The organism is Chryseobacterium pennae (genome assembly GCF_003385515.1).
GTDB classification, from domain to species: Bacteria; Bacteroidota; Bacteroidia; order Flavobacteriales; family Weeksellaceae; genus Chryseobacterium; species Chryseobacterium pennae.
Map to the genome: position 1 here is coordinate 77,461 of NZ_QNVT01000014.1, position 21,757 is coordinate 99,217.

The following is a 21,757-nucleotide window of genomic DNA, read 5'->3' on the forward strand; positions in this document are numbered from 1 at the left end:
TATTTAATAAAACATTTCTGTTTTCTTACTTTTTAATTCAATTCTATTCTCGCCTACCTGAAATTCATCCATTAAAGGAGAAGGTATTTTTTTATTGATTTTTTCTTTCCAGCTTTTGGTTTGTACCGCATTGTTTTTACTGCAGGTTTCAGAATAATAATCAAATATTGCATCCCCTGTAGATATATTATAATCCAACGACTGGAAATAATCACATGGTGAACCGAAATTAACAGAAGCTCCGATCAGGTACCAGGCATTGTTTTGGAATCTGTATCTATGGGTGTAATGCCATTTCTGCCGGCTTCCCCCAAAATGATTAACGATAATAGTTTTATTTTTAATACTGATACCTTCATAAGGATTTCCCATCATTCCGCCGTGCTCAGTAGAAAGAATAGGGTTGGTTGACTGATGCCATAATACCCAGTTTTCTCCCTCTTTTTTATAAATAGCAAGACTTTGAGCGAAGCCTAGATCTCCTTCTATTGGGGTTTCATAAACACAAACCGCTTCATCTTCAGGGCTGTTATCTAAATTTCCAAAATTCTGGTCTTTTAAATTCCAGAATTTTGGAGTAAATTCTTCAAGGGTTTTTGCTTTTTTCAGGGTAATTTCAGTATCGAAATTTCCACTTTTCACAGCCTCTTGAAAGGCATTTATCTGACTCTGTTTTTCGTTGGATATCTTTGGAATTTTGATTCTGATATCCTCCGCAGCTTTCGGAAATTCAGGGAGTGAAAAACTTTTTGGTTCAGAATTCGGGTCATAATATTTTATTTCATGATATTCATAATCAATAAGTTTCTTTTTACTGTTGGCACCTTCATCAGGATCTTGCCTGTAATGTTTTTTTGAGATCCAGTTTCCCTGTTCATCATAAACATATTCGAAAGATTCTGCATACTGAAGATGTCCCGTATATTCTGTACTCTGCTCAAAAACAAGATTATTGTGATCATCATATCTTCGGGTGGTCTTTGTCGACTTTTCTGTTCCAAGCATATGATATTGCTGTTCAGTACGCTCCAGATAATCTTTAGAATAATAATATTCCGTCTTATTTTCCAGAGAATGATGATTGGCAAACCATGTTTCTGAAAGCAGATAGCCGTTTTTATCATAGCGGAAAATTACATCCCGGTTTTCAATGATATAATCTTTAGTGTCAATAGGCTTATAGGTTCCGTTCATCCATTGATAACGATGAATTTTAGACTGGTACAAAGGTGTTTTTTTGGTGAGAAAAGGAAATTCAAAAATATATTCCTTTTCGGGATCTGCTATAGAATCATAACCGTAATCAAGGATTTTAACCGTTGTTTTTTTTGCTTCTGAAGAATAGCTGTACTGTGTATATCCTTCATAAATAAACGATTGGCTGTCATCTTTTTTATACTCAATTTCTTCCTGAAGGTTATTCTCTTTATTGTAAAAAAGCCAGTTATATCGGGATCTGTTTTTATTCTCAACAGATTCTTTAAGAACGAGAAGGTTATTTTTATAATGAAATTTTTCTACAACAGCATTCGTATCGTAATTATATTTTTGATACAGTTTCCGGCCATCCTGGAGATACTCTGTATAGGATTCCTGATTGTAATAAAGTCCGTCACGATTGATGGAACTGCTGTTTTTTTGTTCAGCCTTTTTAAACTTTATAACAGAAAAAATATTTGTGGTTGCAAAGTTTACCGAATCACTATACGCACTGTTAAAAGTGTGATTGTCAAGAGATCCATTTATGGATGCCTTTTTTTCCTGGGCACAGCTGACCATGAAACTTATTGAGAAAACAAGTTTCAGAACCTTTGGAACAGCTATATTTCGGATCTCTGCAGTGTTCATTTATCTAGTGAAGACCAGTTTGGTATCGGTAGATTTCTCTTCGTTAATTCTGTATCCTTCATAGTTGAAAGCTTTTACATCATCAAGGGTCTGAGCCTTGGTTTCTGCACAGAATCTTACTACAAGACCTCTTGCATGTTTTGTATACACTACAATGGTTTTCAGTTTACCATCTTTTAGTTCATAAAAATCAAAATCAACCACTTGATGGTTCAGTTTTTTTCTGTCGATTACTTTTCCGTATTCATTACTGGCCAGATGAAGCAGAATTTCACCTTTTTTCATTTCAGTATTCAGCTGTTCCGTGACCTTTTCTCTCCAGAATTCATACAGGTTTTTGTACTGGTCGAATTCAAAATGACGTCCCATTTCAAGCCTGTACAGCATTACCTTATCAGAAGGCTTCAAAAGGCCATAAAGCCCGGAAAGCATTCTGTAATTTTTCTGCAGATAGTCTACTGCATCTTTGTCGAGGGTTTTAGCATCCAAGCCTCTGTATACTTCACCGGTAAAGGCAAACATGGCAGGGGCAGACTCTTTAGCAGTAGGTTTAGACTTCCATTTTTGATTTCTTTCCCAGTTTTCATCAGCCAGTTTTGGCGAGATTTCCATGAGTTCGGAAAGATATTTTGGTGATTTTTCTTTTAAATAAGTTTGTATAAAAGCTGCGTCTTCAATGAATTTAGGAGTCGTGGATTTCAACAGGTCCGTTGAATTTTCTACGTTCATTAATTTGGCAGGTGATGTTACAATTTTCATAATGTTAAAATACAGATAAATGTTTAAAATCAATAAAATTCATGGCCATCAGTGAGATCAGATCGATCATAAAATGACAGGCAATCAGAATTTTAATATTTGAATATTTTTTATAAAACAAAGCAAAAATAATCCCAATAAAGAAAGGTATTACAACCTGACCAATGGTTCCGTAAGTGCTGTGCAGAATTCCGAATAAAGCAGCAGAAACTAAAATTCCGGCATATGGACTATTATATATTTTCTCAATCCTGGGTTGTATATAGCCTCGCATCAGAAGCTCTTCAACAGTACCTGCTGTAAAGCATGTAAAAATAATTAAAAAATAATTATTCTTAAAAATTGAAGCGAATTGCAGAATTTTACTGCTCTCTTCTTTATGGATGAAGTTCTGGATCAACAGATTGATCACAGCTCCTCCAAAAACACAGAACAGATATAAGCAGATTACAGCTTTTATACCGAACGAAACGGAATATTTCTTCTCTTTCTGAACTAAAAAAGACTCTTTCTCAATATAATGACTGTACAGAAGTATAATTAGGAAAACGGCCCAGATAGCGAGCCTGCTGATAAAAAAAGTATCTCCCGTAATGCTTCTTACTCCTGTAACCATACTGATAACAGGAAAAACATACAGCATCACTATGCCTAGAAGCATAAATGTGAGCAGAATTCCTACAGAATATTTTCCATTAAGCCCCATACAACCTATCAACTGCTCTTATACTAAATCAGAATCTTAAACGTCAAAAATCTCGAACTAAATGATTCCTTTCCCCTGACGGATAATTTCAGGTTCCCCGGAAGTAAGGTCTACAATAGTTGAAGCAACATTATCTCCATACCCTGAATCAATAACAATATCCACCAGATGATCATATTTTTCAGCGATCAGCTCAGGATCTGTAGAATATTCAATAATCTCATCATCATCTTTGATGGAGGTGGAAGCAATAGGGTGTCCCAGTTTTTCAACAATAAGCTGTGGAATCGGATGGTCCGGAACACGGATGCCGATTGTTTTGTGGCCTTTATAGGCTAAAGGTAAACTTTTGTTAGCTTCAAGAATAAAAGTAAATGGTCCCGGAAGGTGACTTTTCAGAAACCTGAAAACCGAAGTGTCAATAGGTCTTGTAAAATCGGAAAGATGACTCAGATCATTACAGATGATTGAGAATTTTGACTTTTCAAGTTTCAATTTTTTCAGTTGGGCTAACTTTTCCATGGCTTTTATATCAAAAATATTACAGCCAAGCGCATAAATCGTATCTGAAGGATAGATAATCAATCCGCCATTATTTAATGTTTTAATGACTTCATTCACAAGGTTTTCCTGTGGATTGTCGGGATAAATTTTTAATATCTTTGCCATAAAACAAAGATACAAATAATAAAATAGTTTTCATAAAAGTCCTTTATTTAAAAGAAAAATTAGGATTTTTTAAAAATATTCGTACCTTTGCAATCTAATATCGCGGGATGGAGCAGTAGGTAGCTCGTCGGGCTCATAACCCGAAGGTCATCGGTTCGAGTCCGGTTCCCGCTACTAAACAGGAAAATTGATTATTACTATCGATTTTCCTGTTCTTTTTTTATGGCAATCCGTTGGTTATCTGAAAGATATAGTTTGCGATTGCATTCATTCGGGTGGTTCGATAAGTTTTTCTGTCAAACTCCAATTCTACGCAAAATTTTTGTAGTTATTCAACAGCAGTTTTTTAGGACGTTCTTTATACCACCGTCTAATTCAAACTGAAACAACTCCTCTTCAAAAATATCGTTGGCAACTTCGGCTTTCTGACTAAAGAACCGAATGAAGAAGAAAAAGAATAAAGGCAGGAGGTTGTAAATGTCATTTTTACTGTTCGTCAAGACCAAAGAGCATCAGAGAATTTCTATGTAAAAAAAGGAATAAGTTGTAAAAAATTTCTATTTTTGTAGTCTGTTATACTATATCTAACATATTATCTACGTCTTAACCAAAAAAGACGAACTCGAAAAAGAGTAATTGATGCGTGAAATCTTTTGATTTTCAATGCACGGATAATTGTACCCACTTATTTTATTAAATCATAAACAAACAATTAATTGATTATCAAATCGATTGGCTTGTCATTTTGCGATGTATTCAGCATTTACAAATGATGATAATACAAGGAATATAATGAATAGTAAACAGTTAATAAGTAGAAAAATAGAGATATTCTACGATAGAGCATCCGAAGAAACCCGACTTGATAAGGGAATGGGAGTATTCGAGTTTGAAAGAATCAAATCACTTATAGAAAAATACATATTCTCTTCACCTTTAACAATAATTGATATCGGTGGTGGTACAGGAAAGTATTCGGAATGGCTTGCAAAGAAAGGACATAAGGTTCATTTGGTAGAGCCAGTTTCAAAACATATAAAAATAGCCCGAAAGAGAGCTAATAAATTGAAAAACAAATTTTCTGTACACATAGGAGAATCTCGAAGATTAGAATTCTCAAATAATTATGCAGACCTTATCATACTACACGGTCCTCTTTATCACCTTCAAGAGAAAGAAGACAGGGATTTAACCATTTGTGAAGCCAAACGAGTTTTGAAAAACAACGGGATTATATTGGGCTTTGCTATTAATTATACTGCATCAACTTTGGTAGGTCTTTTAAATGGCTTAATTCACAAAAAGTCATTTTTTGAAATGTGTAAAGAAGAACTAACAATTGGCAAACATAATCCGCCCGATGATTTCCCTTGGCTTTTAGCCGAAGCATTTTATCATAAGCCCGAACAGTTAAAGGATGAATTTATAAATCAAGAATTAACCTATCTAAATACGTATGCGGTTGAGGGTATGGCGTGGTTGGATAAAGACTTTTTTGCCAATATGCTGAACTGCAAAAGGCGGAAAACATTGATGGAGCTTATCCAAATTACTGAAAATGACAGCCACCTTCTACCGTTCAGTCCCCATATGATGATAGCTGTACAAAAAAGATATAATTATGGAAAATAAAGATAAATATTACAAAGCACTAATAGACAATGACGGTCAACTGAACGAAATTGACCTCGGAGAAAAAATAGGGTTGAACGAAAATGAAACCAACGAAATAATTGCACAGCTTCTGTCTGAATATAAAATTGAATATACAGAAAACAGAGGCTGTAATTACAGTCCGACGAAAAGGGCGAAGAGAAGAAATAATAGCAAGTGACGGCATAGTAAATAACAAATTAACTGGAATGGCATTTTCATTAAACCATATCATCTCGGAGATACGGCGAAAAGAAAAAGTTATTTCGCTCACTTCCCCCAATGAGATTGATGAAGCATATCAGGTGACGATTTATCTGAAAGAGTACTTGTGGTCGATAAGAGAGGATATTACCAAGCAGGGCTTTAAAAACCATTGGGACGAAATCAATTTCTTTCGTAACATTAAGCCATACATCCTTTCTAAACTTATTTACCACAATAAGATATTTCGCATACAGACCGTTTGTCCTTTTGACGGAGGGAAAATGTATGCGAGTTATTTTTCAGAACAGTTACAGGAATTAAAACAGGAATATAGGGAGCATATTTACAATTCAGATTTTTACCGATATTACCGTTCGGGAAGAACCGACCGTGATGAAACTTACTTTAGTTTGGGCAACATCAATATCCACGATGGACTGAATAGTTTCGTCTTTGAAATTGACCCGCTCTTTTCAACCTATTATGATAACAAAGTGGTTCGGATAATAGCAAATGAGCTACTTTATACCTACATACTCCAAAAAATCAGTGATGATGAAGTCGCAGGTTGTCTTTCTACAAAATATATTCCGCCTAATAGTATTCTTTGGACGGACACCAAAAATGCCTTGATAGAACTGATTTATGCGCTTTATGCGAATGGTTCTATTTCCTACGGTAAATTAGGAATACGCAAAATCAGTCTGACTTTAGAAAAATTATTCCAGGATAGCACATTGGTTTGTGGGCTTTGACTTATCACAAGGAAAGACTCCGTTACCAGGATGGTGTTTCCATAATTGTTCAAATCTGATCATCTCGAAATAGTTTTATCTAAGTTAATGAATATTTTGTAATGATTATGTGATAGATTTAATGATAGAAGAATGAGTCTTAAAGTCTAAAATAGGGAAAGTATAAAGAGAAAAGGCTGGTTTCAGACAAAATTTTTCTCACTGATTATCCGGCTACTAAAAGGATTTAGAGACGAAAAGAGGGTGAATATTTTTAGTTTACGAAAAAAGTCGTACATTTGCAATCCAATATCGCGGGATGGAGCAGTAGGTAGCTCGTCGGGCTCATAACCCGAAGGTCATCGGTTCGAGTCCGGTTCCCGCTACTAAGCAAGTGTTTTCGGTAAACACTCTAAAAATACACCGCGGGATGGAGCAGTAGGTAGCTCGTCGGGCTCATAACCCGAAGGTCATCGGTTCGAGTCCGGTTCCCGCTACTAAGTTAAGTGCTTTCGGTAAGCACTCTAAAAATACACCGCGGGATGGAGCAGTAGGTAGCTCGTCGGGCTCATAACCCGAAGGTCATCGGTTCGAGTCCGGTTCCCGCTACTAAACCAAAAGCGATGCAACAAAAAGTTGCATCGCTTTTTTATTGATGAAATTTATTTGAATTATATTTCAGATATGATTACATTGAAATTCCATATTCAGGTTTTGGAAATTCACCGGGAGTTTTGTATCGGGTAGAGCTTCCCTTGTGGTACCATGCACCTAGTCCGGAGATCATTAAGGCCATATAATGCACAAAACGTTCTATATTTTTTTGTTCCATACCAAAATCAGGTAAGTTGTTTTGTAATTCTACAAACTCATTTATATATGAATCATGGATATGTATAGCTTCAGTAATAGCTTCTTCTGTTGAAACTTTGTATTGATTTTTTATGACAAGTATAATATTGAGAACTTCTGTATCTACTGCCAATTCTTTTTCTATTGAAGCGAAATCATTCTGAATGGCCATGATACGACACATCAACATTTTCAATCGCTTGATTACTGGATGTTCAGATATAGAGTTTGGAACAATATAATGCATAGAGGGCTCAACCGGGTCTCCATAAGGATACATTGAAATTGAGTATTCACGGATAAGCAAAAGGTTGTTTAAAGTAGGGAATTCCTTTTTTAGCTTATATGGTGTTTCTTCCATAATTCCATAGGTTGTATAATCATAAAAATTTTTTGTCCAACGTTCGAACCAATCGTCATTAGCATAAGGAAGAAATTCTTGTCTGCTTAAGGCTACTTGTCTCATAAGTCCAATATCATCTGCTTTAGGTTTTGCGCCCATCATGATGTCCATAATATGATTTCTGATGTCAGAAAGCTTATTAACTGGGCACACTTCATAATAATCATCATATAATGTAAGCCATACCATAAATCTTGCTATGGGTTTAAGTTGTTCCTTAGTGCTGGCAGCTGGAAACATATAGGATGCTGCTTCTACCAAACCATGTTTTTTGTATTTTTTTCTAGTGGCTTCGGACATAAACTGATAATCAGCATCGATCCAGTTGTTCTGTTCTTCATAAAATGATTGTGAGAAAGGGCCAATTTCATATGGCCAAGGGTATTGTAAAACGGGAACATCTTCTTGTTTCATGATTTAAATATTTAATGAGTGATTATGTATTCTTTTTTATTAAGATTGTTTTTGGTTGAGCTTTTCTTTTAATTCAACAGCACTTGGAAATTCAGCCTGGTTATAACGATCCAGCTTGGTAGAAATATTCTTCCATCCGCTAAGGACCATACTCATATAATGTACCCAATTGACAACCGCATCATGCCATATCCCGAAATCCGGAAGAGAAGCTTGCAGTTCTAAAAATTCTTTTAAGTCTTCATTGTGGAGGCGAAGGTCTTCAAGACAGGCTTCTTTCAGGGACATCCGGTTTTGGTGTTGAATTACTTTTACAATATTGTAATAGATGCTGTCTGTGGCTTCATCTTTTATTACGGATTGTACTTCATTGAAAAAAGTAACCAAATGACAGGCTAATGCCTGTAGACGCTGAATCACCGGATGTTCATGTATTTCAGGAGGAAGAACAACACCGGTTTCCACTTCTGTCAGCTGTAGGAAAGGGTAGAGGCATATAGAGTCTTCTCGTAAAGTAATACACTCTTTCACAGAGGGATACATTTTACTTTTTTTGTACTTAAGCTCGGTTTCAAGTCCATTAAAATATCTGCTGATCATTTGTGTAAAACGAGAGAGCGATTCTTTTGGAATAAACTGCAGTAATTCTTCTCTAAGGGAAGCAAGCATAGCTCCTAAAGGTATTCCTGATTCTTCGGCGGTTATCTCACCATTTAATATGGCAACTGATTGAGCATGTACATATCCTATTTCATTGGGATCGCTCTCCTCATAAAGATCGTCATTGTATAGCGTCCATAGCATTAACCTGCAGATCGGTTTGAATCTTTCAGGTGATGCAGTTGGAAACCATTGAGCGGCAATATGGGCGGTTTTAGTATTTTTGTACTTTTTGCGGAGATCAGGATTCTGCGCATAAAGCCATAAGTATTCTCCATCGATCCATTGGCTCTCAGTAATCTCTTGCAGTTGTTCTGCGTTAGGGTTTTTTAATGTAGGGAATGGGTACTTAAACTGCTTACGAAGAAGCTCAAGTGTGCTGAAATTTTCATGGTTCATGACTAATGTTTTTGATTTGGTGTTGAAGTAAATGTATTATTTTTTTTCAAAAACAAGTATATTATTTTAAATTATTCAATAATAAATGATTATATGATTAATATTGTTTTATTTATTTCATATATAACTATATTGTGAAATAATTTAAAATGCTCTTCAATACAGAATATATTTTTTTTATTTCACTTTTGATCTCAATTAAACTGGATAAGTTCACGAAGTAAAAAGAGGAGTATATTTTTACTTTTTTAGGCTTATTTCCACTTATGAAGAATTTTTTTTACCCTTTTTTTACCCTTTTTGCTTATGTGTAATGTGGTAAATCATAGAATGTTAGTTATTTATATAATTCTAAACTTTATTTAAATTATGAAACTTATGAACGGTTTTATACTTTATTATTGACTAGTACCATTTTGAACGATCTTGGAAAATGATAGGATGCTAAGAATTCTTTGAATAGCCACTGCTTGTAGGCCACGATGATTTTATCGGAGATATTCTCGTAGATTATGCAGATATCCGGAAGAATATTTAGCTGCTACGAATGCACGAATAATTCTATTTATGCTAAAAATTATATCTGTTATGAATAAAAATAAGTAGTTTAACCGAATAGTGGTATAGAATATTGTAATGAAAAGATAATTGTAACTATGTTTTCCTGTGGAGAATCTTGGATTCTTCTGTGCTTTAAAAAAAATGAGTGTAATAAGGCTTTTGGGCTTTTTGCATTTTCAGACTTTAAAAGCTCGTAGATTTTGTTGACTACACAGATTTTTTTAAAGAGATGAACTCCATTTTTGACATTTTATAATTGCCACGAATACGATAATGATGTTATTCGTGAATCCGTGGCATTTGTTTCCGGCTCTAAAAATTCTGATGAGATCTTTAGAGGACTCTAAAAATCAGAAGATATTAATGACTTTTCTTTGTAGCCACTACCGAATAAACCATAGGGATTTTATCTTCCAAATGTTCTATCCTATACTTTTTAGGTTCAAATTCAACTGTTTTATTGAAACAATTGTAAGGGGAATAGTCAAATTCATCAAGGCTGTTGATCTCAAGCCCGTTTTTGATCAGACTGTTCATGACTTCACTTAATCCATGATTCCACATCACATAAGTTTGGGTAATATCTGCCTCTCTGTCTGCATACGTTCCGTTTTCCGTTTCTACAATTGCTCCGGAATTAAAATATCGGTACCCTACCGTTTCAAAGTTATCATCAAACATCCAGACTACAGGATGGAACTCAACAAACACAAATTTTCCGTTAGGTTTTAAAAAGTGGGTAATCACTTTTGCCCATTGATCCAAGTCCGGTAACCATCCAATGGTTCCATAGCTGGTAAAAACAATGTCAAACTGTTTATCCAAATGGTTGGGCAGATCATAGATGTCACTACAGACAAAAGTAGTATTTGTATGCACATCATTTGCCAGTTTCCGGGCGCTTTCAATTGCTTTATCCGATAGATCCACTCCTGTAACTTCTGCACCTAATCTGCTTAATGATATGGAATCCTGTCCGAAATGGCATTGTAAATGTAGAATTGATTTTCCCTGCAGATCACCTAACAGGTTAAGTTCAATATCATTTAATGAGCTTTTTCCATTCAAAAAACTGTCAAGATCATAGAATTCAGAATTTAAATGGGTTTCGGTTCTGTTATTCCAGGAATTTTTGTTGATTTCTATATAATTATTCTCCGGGTTCATTTTGTATTAGTTTATTAAAAGAGAAGAGCCTAAATTACACAAAATATTTATTTTAAATGATGTAGTTGTTGGTATTTCCATTGTTGATACTTTTCTTTCATGCAATGACCACAAGGCCGGAATCCATTTTGCAGGGCTTCCTCTTCATTCGTAAAGAAAATTCTGTTTTCTCTTTTCATTCTTTTTCCTGAAGCACAACTTAACAAACCGTAGATTTTCAGTTTTTTATTTCCACCCAGACGGATTTCCTGTTTTCTGATTTTGCTTCTCAGTTCAGAAGCAGAGAATTGGGAATGTAGTATCATATTTTAGTAAGGAAGTTAGAGGTTTAAAGAGGGTAGTTCTTGAAGCCATGGATTAAACATCTTTTTATTATTTTAATACATTTACAATTAAGGGTAATTATTACTTTGTGGTTTAAAAGTTTCTCTATCTTCCCATTTTTTATCCGGTCACTTCTCCGCGTCATGAAAAATAATCCCCAGTGCATAACGTTTTCCCGTTTTCACTTCACTCACGCCATGTTTCATATTAACTCTGTAATATCCTTTTGTCCCTTTTTCAGGCTTGAAATTCGTGGTAAAAATAAGAATGTCTCCTTTTTTAGGCTTTAAAACAATAGCTTTAGACTGTGCTCTCGGAATTTGCTGGGTTAGGACAAATTCTCCCCCTGTAAAATCCTGGTCGGGTTCGCTCAGCATTAATACAACCTGAATGGGAAAGTAAAGATCACCATATAAGTCCTGATGTAAAGTATTAAAACCACCTTCACCATATTTAAGAATCAAAACAGTAGCCTTTTGCTGGGCATTGGAATGGCATTGCTGTAAAAAATCCTTGTGCTCCACTGGAAAAGAGGTAAGGATATTCAAGGCTTTAAACCAAGTGTTGGCAATAGGAGCGAGATGCGGATAGATATGGGTGCGTAAATTCTGAATTAATTCGGGCAATGGATAATTAAAATATTTATATTCACCCAGTCCAAAACGGTGTCTGGCCATTACAACAGTCTTACGATATAGTTCAGTCTGAGCATAACCGGAAGCCAGTGTATTGCATTCATCATCTGATAATACATTGGGAACAGCAGCATACCCATTCTGATGCATCGATTCTGTAACAGACTGCCAGTCTATATCTTTAATTCTTTGAAGTATATCTGTCATTGTTTTTGTTTTTACAGAACAAAGATCTGAACTTGAGGTCAGGTATAAAATCCGGAACATGCGGTATTTCGCTTATTATAATAGTATTAAAAATCTTATTTTAAACTTTCTGGACTATCTTTCAAACTTAAATCTGGATGGTAAATACAGTCCTGTTTAACTATACTTTTGCCATGTTAATAAAATACATATAACAATGAATTACACAATTAAAAAAGCAAGTCTTGAGGACCTTAATGAAACAGCCGAATTATTTAATCTTTACCGTATTTTTTACAGACAGGCATCAGATTTGGAAAAAGGGAAAGCTTTTCTTAAGGAAAGATTTCTGAACAGTGAGTCTGATATTTTCCTTGCCTGGGCAGACGGTAAAGCTGTAGGTTTTGTACAGCTTTATAAATTATTCCATTATACTAAACTCCAAAAGCAATGGCTGTTGAGTGACTTATTTGTTCATCCTGATTATAGAGGAAAAGGGCTTTCTGTGGCATTAATTGATCGCAGTAAGCAATGGTGTGAGGAAACAGGAGCCTGCGGACTGATGCTTGAAACCGAAAAAACAAATGAAATTGGCAATATCCTGTATCCCCGTTGCGGATTTGAATATGACGGACTGCATAATTACTACTACTGGTGGAAATAGATTAAAACAACATAAGCATGAAATGATGATTCCTTCTGTTATTAGTTATTTATACGGAATATTGAGTAGTATTATTTCTACAATTACCAACATTTAATTCTACAGTTATTCTTTTACGGGTAGGGTGCATAGCCCTATTTTTGTACAGCTCTTATAGGTCAAGGGTAGGACAGTTGATTCTATTAGAGCTTATGCAAATTATCTCCGCCTTATTTCTACTTTTTCCCCAAGTTTTATGATTAGTACCACAAAACTGCTTTTTGGCGGGGATTTTTTGCTCTACAAAAAAAGAGAACTGTTTTACAGTTCTCTTTTGATATTATTAAGGTATGATTTCTATTATTGAGCTAACTGAGTGTAAGGAGTAAGTTTATTATCATCACTCATAGTTGTTCCCAGAAATTCTCTCTTTTGGTCAGCTTTCATTCTTCCAGCAGCATCATTAGCATTGAAATAAGCTTCGTTAAGTTTGGTTGCAATCTCGGCTGGTTTGAAATCGAATTTTGTATCTCCTTCTACTCCTAAATATCCGTTCTTTCTGGTAAGATTAAAAATATAGTTGGCGTAATTGATGAATGTATTTCTAAGGTATTGCGTATGATATTCCATACATTTTTTAGCTTTCTTGGAAGAATTGTTCATGATACAGTTTTTCATATTGTTTCTGTATAAAAACCATTCAGATTCTAAGATGCCATACTCTTTTCCCAGTGCTGTTTTTCCGTTGATCACAATATTATTGTCACCTTCTTTTGTCGCAATGGCCTGAAGATGTTGAATGACCAATGGAACTGTAGCTTCAATTTTAGATTTAGTATCCTTTAGTATGCTAAGATCAGCAGCAGGAGATTTTTTCTTTTGAGCTGTAGTAACGTTAAAAATCAGCAGCAGTAGTACAATCAATAAATTATATCTTTTCATGAGAAATTTTTAAGGCACTAAAATAAATATAATTTCCCGGTTTTAACAAATTCATTTTAATAAAATTTAACAATTCTACAATGTAATTTGTTCATTATTGTATAAATGATGGTTTTCAGTGGTTTATTGAGATTATTTTTTTATAAAATTTCTTAATAATAAATAAATTTCATGTTCATTACGGTTGTTCGCGTTTTAAATTGTTAAAGTTTATATGAGAACTTATAATCTGGTTCAATATTGAAGAAATATTTAATGATGTAATTTAAACCAATATAAATTAACTGTTTACTGTACATGTTCTGATCTTTGGAGGCTGTTTTCCATTCTGTTTTAGCATCAATTATTATAAATACTAATAAAAATCAGGTTTTCAGGGCGAAATAAAGTGTTTTATTGTTTAGAATTATTATAAATAAAATTATATTTGCGGTTAATTATTTTTAATAAGACTAAATAATTATAAAATGCAACAGACTGGTAATAAAAAATCCAAGGGTACCTTTAAAAAATATATTCTGAAAGCTCATTTATGGCTCGGGTTGCTTTCCGGTATCATTGTATTAATTGTTTCTTTGTCAGGTGCATTTTTTGTTTTTAATGAAGATATTACTGCTGCATTGCGTAAGGAACAAACCTTTCATGGTGAGAAGGATATTCAGCATAAGAAGCCAATCCCTTTACGAGAGTTAAAAAACCTGGTTAATGCACAATTAAAAAATGAAATTGTAAAAGCAGATGAAGTTACCATTCCTGTAGATCCTGCCCGTTCCTATCAATTTGGACTGATTAAAGGTAATCCTGAAGGCTGGAATCATTTCAACAGCATTATTGTCTATAAAAACGTTTATGTAAATCAATATACCGGAAAGGTCATTGCAATATATGATGTAAAAAATAATCCTTTCTTTATCTGTATGGCATTGCACCGCTCTTTACTGTTGAGTGACAAAGTTGGTGGTACTATTGTAGGAGTATCTACAATTATCTTTGTAGTAATGCTGATTACCGGGATTGTCTTATGGTGGCCGAAGAATAAAAAAATGCGAAAACAGCGCCTGTGGTTCCAATGGGAGAAAGTAAAAGGCTGGCGACGAAAGAACTATGATATGCACAATATCCTTGGTTTTTACGTTTCCTTTTTGGCCCTTATTGTTGCTGTTACAGGGATTATGTATTCGTTCCGTATTACTCAAATGTGGGTATATGTATTGCTTAATGGTTTTTCCTCAGCGACAGCGGATTTCAGTCAGTACAAAACAACAGCTCCGGAATCTGTAGAAACAGCAACAACCATAGACAGAATTATAGAACAGGTAAAAATTCATTATCCAACGGCTCATTCTTTTGGAGTTGATCTGGAAGATCATACAGAAGCAGATCACAAACACGATAATCTGAGCATATGGATCAAGGAAAAGGAGTTCACTTATGCTGAGTCTTCCATGATGATTTTTGACGAACATTCAGGAAAACTGTTATTTAACCGTCCACATGAAGACAAGGTTATGGCTGAAAGGGCTACAGATGCTACCTATGATTTGCATGTGGGAGCCTTCTTCGGAATGCCCGGTAAAATATTAGCTTTTATCATGAGCTTATTCTGTGCTTCATTGCCTGTAACCGGGTTTATGATCTGGTGGGGCAGGAAAAATAAAAAGAAAACAACAACCTAAACTCATTATTCATGAAGAAACACTATATATGGCTACCTTTAATGGCGAGCCTGAATGGCTACGGACAAACAGAAAGCCAGAACGACTCTCTGCAGACGGAAAAAATTTCAGAGATTAGTGGCATTGTAGTAAAAGGGAACAAAGCGGTTTTTCAGCAGAAAGCTGATAAAATGATTTTTAATGTTGAAAACAGTGTGCTATCCGATGGAACTACTGTATTGGAAGTACTGGGCAAAACACCGGGGGTAGTGGTTTCGCAGGAAGGTGAGCTGTCCTTACGCGGTAAGAAAGGGGTAAGTGTAATGATTAACGGTAAGCTGAGTTCACTGTCAACTAAGGAGCTGGCCAATTTGTTACGTTCTACCAATTCTACACTGGTAAAGAATATTGAAATTATTGCCAATCCTTCTTCCAAATATGATGCAGCCGGAAATGCAGGGATCATTAATATTGTCCTTAAAAAGAGCTCACTGGAAGGGCTTAGCGGTAACTACTATATAAATGGCGGAAGAGGCCGTAAAAACAGAGTAAATACCGGATTAAGTCTGAACTATACCCATAAGAAACTGTCTTTACACGGAGATTATAGTTACACATTCCGTGGTGAGGAAGAAAGACGGGAATTTAGTCAGGTTTTCTTTGATGAAAAGCAGCCACAGCAGATGACGAGAAGAACGGATCAGAACTCAACAACAAATGAGCCTTTAACGTCCAATAATTTTAAAGTAGGAGCAGACTATGCTTTCAGTGATAAAACAAGTATTGGTGCTTTATTCGATGCTAAAATAGGGAGGTATGAAGACTTCTCGAAGGGCGAAAACAGGATATTTCAGCCTGTGGATAATCTGTTTGCTCATGTGTTTTCTGATAACCAAAGTAAAGAAAACTGGTACGATTATACCTATAATTTAAAAGGGACACACATTTTCAACGAAAAAGACTATAAAGTAGATGTAGATCTGGAATACGAAACTTCGCGTTTCTCTTCCCGTCAGAATCAGCTTTCGGATGCATTAGTGAATCAGGGGACAGAGAAGTTTAATAATAGGAGAGGGAGTATTGCTTCCCGTTTGAAGGTTTTCAATGCTAAAGTAGATTTTACACTTCCTTTTAACGAAAAACATAGTCTGGAAACAGGGCTGAAGTCTACGGTAAAGTCAAATAAGAATCCTTCGGAATATTTTATACAACAAGGTGAAGAATGGATCAATGATGATAAAGCAAGTAATGAATATGTATACAAAGAACAGATTCATGCGCTGTATGCCAACTATAAACTAAATCTTACGAAGTGGACCTTCCAGCTGGGGTTAAGAACGGAAATGACCCATACAGACATCAATCAGAAAACGTCTCAGGAACAACGGAAAAGAGATTATACAAACCTGTTTCCCAGTGCATCCATCAAATATCAGATGGATGATCAGCATGGATTCTATGCTTCATACAGTAAAAGAATCAACAGACCAAGCCACTTCGACCTGAATCCGTTCCGTTTCTACGATGATCCGTTCAACTATTGGCAGGGAAATCCTAATCTGAATCCCGAGTTTACTCATGCAACAGAAGTGGGCTATACCTTTGGAAAATACATCATAGCATCTGCTTATTTTAGTGTAACAAATGATGTAATGACAGAAGTATATAATTATCAGCCGGACACCGGAATTCTGGTTAAAACCCAGGACAACCTGAACAAATCTTATGTGTATGGTGCCAACATAACGGCTACTACAAAGCTTTTCAGCTTCTGGTCGCTTACTTCCATGTTTAATATATTCAACAATGAGTATAAAGGCAATTATCAGAATTATTCGGTGAACAGTTCACAGCTTGCATTTACGGTTAATGCACAAAACAGTTTCAATATTGCAAAAGGATTGAAAGCAGAAGCTAATGCACAGTATTTCTCAAAATCAAACATTGGCTTGTTTATCCGTGATGCTTACTTTGATCTGACATTAGGAGTTTCAAAAACATTATTGAAAGATAAAGCAACCGTAAAACTTGCAGTAACTGACTTATTAAAAACAAACAATTACCGGGTAACAGGAGATAACTTTAGTTCTACTATTCGACAAAAATATAATCTGGATAGCCGGGTAGTAACATTATCGTTCAATTACAAACTTTAATATGCAGAGCCTTGTCAAGGTTTCAAACCTTGACAAGGCTCTTTAACTACCAATCTCTTTAACTGCCCACAGCACTTGAAATAGAAACTAAAAAAGCTGTTCTCAAAATTATTGAGAACAGCTTTTTTTATCAATTAAGTATCTATATTTTCTACAGAATTAATAAGTTTTAATTAGTCATAGAACTTATCAAAACGGGCAAAACCGGAAATATTATCAGGAAGCTTCATACCTTTCGTTATTTTGTCAGTTTGAGGATCATAGATCCATACATAGTTACCCCCTTTACTGGCATTTACAGCAATGTATAGCTTTTTATCCTGAACAAACAGACCTTGTTCATAAGGTTCATCTCCTGGCAGTTCATCCAATACTCTAACCAATTGTTTGGTTTCAGTGTCTATTATAGCATAGCGGCCATTATAGGTATTACCCAATGCAGGATCACGGTATAAAATCACCATCTTATTATTACCAATATAATCAATCATTGTTTCCAGATTTTTACCTCCTACAAGATCTGTAAGATTGATCTGATAACCCATATCAGGAGATGTACCTCCTTTAAGAGTCCTGAAAAGATGAATCTTACTTGTACCAGCTCCTACACGAGGAAAACAGGCATAATAAAAGGCTTCATTATCCTTTTTGAAAGCGGTTTTAAAATAAGGTGAGCCGTTGGCTACACCAGAACTCCGGTTATCAGCTGCTGAGTGCGTTACTTTAAAGGTTTTATAATCTATAACAGCAAAATTGTAAAATTCCGGAGTAATCCATTTTCCATTGCGGTAGCTGTATTGTAAATAGATATGCCCATCCATATAGGTCATAGAGCCTATCGTATAAAATTTATAAGCATCGGGAAAAGGCTCAAATCCTTTAATTTCACCCTGGCGGATAATACTAAGATCTACCGCATTGAAAACTGTATAACGGATATGCTGGCCATCACCTGTTTCTCCCACCAGTACCAAAGTATTATCATCTATCCATACATAACTGGAAATATCACTGATGTAAGTATAAGGAACTTCTTTTGCAGTAGTGAGCCTATCCTGTGTGTATTTAAACTTTTTAAAGACTCCCTGATCGGTTTTGTAGTTATAAATAAAACCATTTTTTACGATGTAAGAATAGGTTCCCTTAGAATTGATTTCGTCTCCTTCTTTGGTAATATCCATTTCACCTGTTGTAACATCATTGGTGGCCGTCATATAATGTACGGTATTGGGCCAGCTTCCCAAAGCAGAAAGCAGAAAGTATTTGTAGTCTTTTTCGCCGCTTCCGGAAGTACCGGAGTCAGGTTCGCGTTCACAGCCAATAATGGTTAAACATGCAAGTATTAAAAGTATGCTGTTTCTGAAATAGTGTGTCATGGTTTTTTACTTAAGTAGATATCTGAATTTTACATAGAAAGCACGTCCCTGCTTCTGAAGTTTGAAGTTGTCATAGGCCAGGGCATCGCTAAGATTGGTTACATCAAATGCTAGGTTATATCTTCCGTTTTTCATAGAATAGCTTATACCTATGTTGTGAAGCGTTTGTCTTGGGATTACCGGAATGTTTCTTGGATTTCCGTAGGTTTTCCAGTTTTTGTAGAACCAGTCGGTCATCTGCAGTCCGTAGTAAAGCTCTATACGGCTGTCTTTCTGAAACCAGTCATCTTTACCGATGCTTACATTTGCATTTCCAAATAACCAGGGCTGGTTAGGAACATCTTTTTTGTAAGTAGCTGAAATTACGTCTTCACTGTTGTTGGCAAATTTTGTATTGTCATAAGCTTTGTTGTAGCTCACATTCATTAATACATTCAGGAGTCTTTTGTATTGGTAACTCAGTTCACCTTCCAGTCCGCGGGTAAAGATATTAGACAGGTTTTCATATTTGAAAGTACTGTTGTATAAATTAGGAACAGTGAAGATAAAATCCTTTGTATCACGGATGTATCCGGCACCTTCTATACGGAAAGCATGTTGTCCCCAATGGTGATTGAAGTAGAAACCTACATTTACATTATCACTGGTTTCAGGTTTCAGATTCATATTACTGGTTACAGCCACACCATCTCCGAAAATTTCCTGAGGTTCTACCAAACGGTAAGAACGTTCAAAAGACCCTTTAAGTCCAAGTTCTCTGGTGATTTTTACAGTGGTTGCAAAACCGTAGCCCCAGTTACTGAAATTATCTTTTACCGGATTATCAGTTCTGGTTACCTGATCAAAAATCATCTTCTGAAGTCCTACCTGATAGTATTTTGCAAAAAACACGTTGGTCCAATGTCTATTGAAAAATTCCTGTTGATAAGCCATAGACAAGATCTGCTTGGTCATCTTAGCCGGAGATACATCATCCTTTTCCTCCTCCAGTTGATTGAAGGTAGTATTCTTAAGGTAATCGAGTACATAATTGAAGATAAGCTTATGATGGTCAACAATTTTATAAGTAGCACCCAACTGAGAATACAGACGGTCTTCGTGCTGCATGATGATACTTCTGCCTCCTTTTTCACTTGTAGCAGAAGGCACAAAAGTACCATCCCAGCTATATTTACGCATTAGGGTATCAGTTGCCTTCTGAACACTTTTAGAAAAACCGGCATAAAGATTCACATCTAAATGGTCATTAAAAAGGTTAGCTTTTTTATACTTCATAAAGTAATTATGAGCCTCTCCGCTTTGTTTTACTCCACCATACACTACATCCTGGTTGGAACCTGTCTGGATCTGTTTATCGAAAACCGATTGTGATGCTCCTACAAAGAAAGAATCTGCCCAGCTTTTATTTTCTAATCCGAATTCAGCCATTCCGAAAACGGATTGATATCTGTCATTAAAACGCTTCAGGTTTCTCGGCTCATACTCATTTTTGGCAGCATTCCATATTTTCATATCCTTCATCAGATAGTTGTTATCCGAGTGGTTATAAAAACTGTTGATGCGCAGGATAATTCCTGTTTTTTCATCTTTAAACTGTCCGTTCAGGTTGATACGCTGTGTATTGAAAGACCCTACGCTTATACCTGCATCCAGATAATTTTTGCTGTTTCCCGGAGTAATAATATTTACCGCTCCACCCATAGCATCAGTACTTAGATGAATAGGAACAACCCCTTTATAAATCTCCACACGGTCAGCCATATTTACCGGCAGCGTGCTCAGGTCTACACCTTTTCCAAGCATTTCCAAAGGAACGCCATCTATAAAGAACTTCACGGCTTTACCGGACATTCCGTTAATAGAGAAATTATAATCGGAACCTACACCTCCCTGCTGACGAACTTTAATTCCGGTGGTCCTGTTCAGAACCTGATTAAGATCCGCTGTAGTATTGGCTAATTTAGCAACATCTATGGCATTAACAGTAAAAGCACCGTCTTGCAGTGCCTTCACTTTACCTTTTCCATGTACAATAACTTCTTTTACAACCGCATGATCTTCTGCTAACTGAATATTTATCGGAGATCCTTCAGTGCCAAAGTTCATCTTCCTTCTAAACTTTTTATAGCCATCCAGGCTGAAGATTAATAGAGCATCTCCTTTTTTGTAACTAATTCTGAAATTTCCGTTTTGATCGGTTTGTGTTTTAATTTTTGTGTTTTCAACAAAAATGGTTACTCCGCTTAACCCCTGTTTTGTGTGGTCCTGTACAACTCCCTGAACTGAATAATCACTGTCCTGTGCTTTGATTTGGGATATTGAAAGAGTAAAAATAAGAAAGATAAAAATTCGTTGATATAATTTCATTATTTATAATTATTATAAACAACAAAACTAAATCATCCTTTTGAAACCTCAAAGAAAATGGCTTATTTATTTTTAATTATTCTAATTAGTATTAATATGAGTAAAAAAATAAAATTGAACAAAAAATGTAAATAGTTTAAAACCAAACAGTAACATTAAAGGATCTAATTATTGTTTTTTATTAGTATGAAAAAAATCATCTCAAAAGCAAAACTTTATAAAATTACCTTGTTTTATTCTCTTTATGGAGTATGAGCACTCGTTTTTTTTGTGAGCAGTATTTCAGAATTTTTTTAAATTCTATTATTATGTTAATCGTAATACTACTACAATTATTAAAAAAACAGTTAATTCATTTTGAAGAGAATATTTATCGTAATATCTTAGTAATACCAATCATAGAATATAATTAGAAAAAAAATAAAATCACAGGAAAAACTA

General features: G+C 35.3%; 18 protein-coding genes and 4 tRNA genes. 10 read left to right on the forward strand and 12 right to left on the reverse strand.

The window, feature by feature from the left end:
• Window positions 1–3: 3 nt before the first annotated feature.
• The 4 genes from DRF65_RS15245 to DRF65_RS15260 all read right to left on the reverse strand — a co-directional run bounded on the left by DRF65_RS15245 (window position 4) and on the right by DRF65_RS15260 (window position 3,982).
• A complete protein-coding gene (locus tag DRF65_RS15245; RefSeq protein WP_115971622.1) occupies window positions 4–1,848 on the reverse strand; it encodes a hypothetical protein in 1,845 nt (614 codons plus the stop codon).
• Entirely contained in the window at window positions 1,849–2,607 is a 759-nt protein-coding gene (gene yaaA, locus DRF65_RS15250) for a peroxide stress protein YaaA (RefSeq protein WP_115971677.1), read from the reverse strand.
• A gap of 4 nt (window positions 2,608–2,611) precedes the next feature.
• A complete protein-coding gene (locus DRF65_RS15255; RefSeq protein WP_165852238.1) occupies window positions 2,612–3,268 on the reverse strand; it encodes a CPBP family intramembrane glutamic endopeptidase in 657 nt (218 codons plus the stop codon).
• A gap of 102 nt (window positions 3,269–3,370) precedes the next feature.
• Window positions 3,371–3,982, reverse strand: coding sequence for an L-threonylcarbamoyladenylate synthase (locus DRF65_RS15260; protein WP_115971624.1), 612 nt, complete (start codon window positions 3,980–3,982; stop codon window positions 3,371–3,373).
• A gap of 101 nt (window positions 3,983–4,083) precedes the next feature.
• Here DRF65_RS15260 and DRF65_RS15265 point away from each other — a divergent pair.
• The 7 genes from DRF65_RS15265 to DRF65_RS15295 all read left to right on the forward strand — a co-directional run bounded on the left by DRF65_RS15265 (window position 4,084) and on the right by DRF65_RS15295 (window position 7,185).
• Window positions 4,084–4,156: transfer RNA gene (locus DRF65_RS15265), tRNA-Met, on the forward strand.
• 618 nt (window positions 4,157–4,774) lie between these two features.
• Window positions 4,775–5,614 (forward strand): class I SAM-dependent methyltransferase, encoded by an 840-nt coding sequence (locus DRF65_RS15270; RefSeq protein ID WP_115971678.1) that lies wholly within the window; start codon window positions 4,775–4,777, stop codon window positions 5,612–5,614.
• A complete protein-coding gene (locus tag DRF65_RS15275) occupies window positions 5,604–5,816 on the forward strand; it encodes a hypothetical protein (protein ID WP_115971625.1) in 213 nt (70 codons plus the stop codon). Before DRF65_RS15270 ends, DRF65_RS15275 begins: the two co-directional genes overlap by 11 nt.
• 28 nt (window positions 5,817–5,844) lie before the next feature.
• Entirely contained in the window at window positions 5,845–6,597 is a 753-nt protein-coding gene (locus tag DRF65_RS15280; protein ID WP_115971626.1) for an RteC domain-containing protein, read from the forward strand.
• A 292-nt stretch (window positions 6,598–6,889) separates the two neighbouring features.
• Window positions 6,890–6,962 (forward strand) — tRNA-Met (locus DRF65_RS15285).
• A gap of 38 nt (window positions 6,963–7,000) precedes the next feature.
• Window positions 7,001–7,073 (forward strand) — tRNA-Met (locus DRF65_RS15290).
• A gap of 39 nt (window positions 7,074–7,112) precedes the next feature.
• A tRNA-Met gene (locus DRF65_RS15295) sits at window positions 7,113–7,185 on the forward strand.
• A gap of 79 nt (window positions 7,186–7,264) precedes the next feature.
• Here the strand turns inward: DRF65_RS15295 and DRF65_RS15300 are convergent.
• From DRF65_RS15300 to DRF65_RS15320, 5 genes are all read right to left on the reverse strand, one after another.
• Complete coding sequence (locus DRF65_RS15300; RefSeq protein WP_115971627.1) at window positions 7,265–8,245, reverse strand: terpene synthase family protein; 981 nt, start codon at window positions 8,243–8,245, stop codon at window positions 7,265–7,267.
• Window positions 8,246–8,284: 39 nt separating this feature from the next.
• The gene (locus tag DRF65_RS15305) at window positions 8,285–9,304 is read right to left on the reverse strand and encodes a terpene synthase family protein (protein ID WP_115971628.1); all 1,020 of its coding nucleotides are present in this window, start codon (window positions 9,302–9,304) and stop codon (window positions 8,285–8,287) included.
• 921 nt (window positions 9,305–10,225) lie between these two features.
• On the reverse strand, window positions 10,226–11,032 hold the full coding sequence (locus DRF65_RS15310) for a class I SAM-dependent methyltransferase (RefSeq protein WP_115971629.1): 807 nt from the start codon (window positions 11,030–11,032) through the stop codon (window positions 10,226–10,228).
• A gap of 47 nt (window positions 11,033–11,079) precedes the next feature.
• Complete coding sequence (locus tag DRF65_RS15315; RefSeq protein ID WP_115971630.1) at window positions 11,080–11,337, reverse strand: Ada metal-binding domain-containing protein; 258 nt, start codon at window positions 11,335–11,337, stop codon at window positions 11,080–11,082.
• A 147-nt stretch (window positions 11,338–11,484) separates the two neighbouring features.
• Window positions 11,485–12,198, reverse strand: coding sequence for a 2OG-Fe(II) oxygenase (locus DRF65_RS15320; RefSeq protein WP_115971679.1), 714 nt, complete (start codon window positions 12,196–12,198; stop codon window positions 11,485–11,487).
• 196 nt (window positions 12,199–12,394) lie between these two features.
• Here DRF65_RS15320 and DRF65_RS15325 point away from each other — a divergent pair, with 196 nt between their 5' ends.
• Window positions 12,395–12,841 (forward strand): GNAT family N-acetyltransferase, encoded by a 447-nt coding sequence (locus DRF65_RS15325; protein WP_115971631.1) that lies wholly within the window; start codon window positions 12,395–12,397, stop codon window positions 12,839–12,841.
• 339 nt (window positions 12,842–13,180) lie between these two features.
• Here DRF65_RS15325 and DRF65_RS15330 read toward each other — a convergent pair whose 3' ends face one another.
• Window positions 13,181–13,762 (reverse strand): hypothetical protein, encoded by a 582-nt coding sequence (locus tag DRF65_RS15330; RefSeq protein ID WP_115971632.1) that lies wholly within the window; start codon window positions 13,760–13,762, stop codon window positions 13,181–13,183.
• 467 nt (window positions 13,763–14,229) lie between these two features.
• Between DRF65_RS15330 and DRF65_RS15335 the strand changes: the two genes are divergently transcribed.
• A complete protein-coding gene (locus DRF65_RS15335) occupies window positions 14,230–15,438 on the forward strand; it encodes a PepSY-associated TM helix domain-containing protein (protein WP_115971633.1) in 1,209 nt (402 codons plus the stop codon).
• 11 nt (window positions 15,439–15,449) lie between these two features.
• Window positions 15,450–17,573 carry a TonB-dependent receptor domain-containing protein gene (locus tag DRF65_RS15340; protein ID WP_115971634.1) on the forward strand — a complete coding sequence of 708 codons (2,124 nt, stop codon included), beginning with the start codon at window positions 15,450–15,452 and terminating at the stop codon, window positions 17,571–17,573.
• Between the two features lie 173 nt (window positions 17,574–17,746).
• On the opposite strand, the gene DRF65_RS15345 is transcribed toward DRF65_RS15340, so the two are convergent.
• Together DRF65_RS15345 and DRF65_RS15350 are read right to left on the reverse strand one after the other, a co-directional pair.
• Window positions 17,747–18,949, reverse strand: a complete 1,203-nt coding sequence (locus tag DRF65_RS15345; RefSeq protein ID WP_115971635.1) for a YncE family protein — start codon at window positions 18,947–18,949, stop codon at window positions 17,747–17,749.
• A gap of 6 nt (window positions 18,950–18,955) precedes the next feature.
• Entirely contained in the window at window positions 18,956–21,316 is a 2,361-nt protein-coding gene (locus tag DRF65_RS15350) for a TonB-dependent receptor (protein WP_115971636.1), read from the reverse strand.
• Window positions 21,317–21,757: the final 441 nt, after the last annotated feature.

Excerpts from the sequence above, each read along its gene's own strand:
- DRF65_RS15305 (WP_115971628.1), bottom strand. The coding sequence starts at position 9,304 with ATGAACCATGAAAATTTCAGCACACTTGAGCTTCTTCGTAAGCAGTTT.
- DRF65_RS15315 (WP_115971630.1), bottom strand. The coding sequence starts at position 11,337 with ATGATACTACATTCCCAATTCTCTGCTTCTGAACTGAGAAGCAAAATC.
- DRF65_RS15335 (WP_115971633.1), top strand. The coding sequence starts at position 14,230 with ATGCAACAGACTGGTAATAAAAAATCCAAGGGTACCTTTAAAAAATAT.
- DRF65_RS15340 (WP_115971634.1), top strand. The coding sequence starts at position 15,450 with ATGAAGAAACACTATATATGGCTACCTTTAATGGCGAGCCTGAATGGC.
- yaaA (WP_115971677.1), bottom strand. The coding sequence starts at position 2,607 with ATGAAAATTGTAACATCACCTGCCAAATTAATGAACGTAGAAAATTCA.
- DRF65_RS15325 (WP_115971631.1), top strand. The coding sequence starts at position 12,395 with ATGAATTACACAATTAAAAAAGCAAGTCTTGAGGACCTTAATGAAACA.
- DRF65_RS15330 (WP_115971632.1), bottom strand. The coding sequence starts at position 13,762 with ATGAAAAGATATAATTTATTGATTGTACTACTGCTGCTGATTTTTAAC.
- DRF65_RS15255 (WP_165852238.1), bottom strand. The coding sequence starts at position 3,268 with ATGCTTCTAGGCATAGTGATGCTGTATGTTTTTCCTGTTATCAGTATG.
- DRF65_RS15260 (WP_115971624.1), bottom strand. The coding sequence starts at position 3,982 with ATGGCAAAGATATTAAAAATTTATCCCGACAATCCACAGGAAAACCTT.
- DRF65_RS15300 (WP_115971627.1), bottom strand. The coding sequence starts at position 8,245 with ATGAAACAAGAAGATGTTCCCGTTTTACAATACCCTTGGCCATATGAA.
- DRF65_RS15310 (WP_115971629.1), bottom strand. The coding sequence starts at position 11,032 with ATGAACCCGGAGAATAATTATATAGAAATCAACAAAAATTCCTGGAAT.
- DRF65_RS15275 (WP_115971625.1), top strand. The coding sequence starts at position 5,604 with ATGGAAAATAAAGATAAATATTACAAAGCACTAATAGACAATGACGGT.
- DRF65_RS15350 (WP_115971636.1), bottom strand. The coding sequence starts at position 21,316 with ATGAAATTATATCAACGAATTTTTATCTTTCTTATTTTTACTCTTTCA.
- DRF65_RS15280 (WP_115971626.1), top strand. The coding sequence starts at position 5,845 with ATGGCATTTTCATTAAACCATATCATCTCGGAGATACGGCGAAAAGAA.
- DRF65_RS15345 (WP_115971635.1), bottom strand. The coding sequence starts at position 18,949 with ATGACACACTATTTCAGAAACAGCATACTTTTAATACTTGCATGTTTA.
- DRF65_RS15245 (WP_115971622.1), bottom strand. The coding sequence starts at position 1,848 with ATGAACACTGCAGAGATCCGAAATATAGCTGTTCCAAAGGTTCTGAAA.
- DRF65_RS15270 (WP_115971678.1), top strand. The coding sequence starts at position 4,775 with ATGAATAGTAAACAGTTAATAAGTAGAAAAATAGAGATATTCTACGAT.
- DRF65_RS15320 (WP_115971679.1), bottom strand. The coding sequence starts at position 12,198 with ATGACAGATATACTTCAAAGAATTAAAGATATAGACTGGCAGTCTGTT.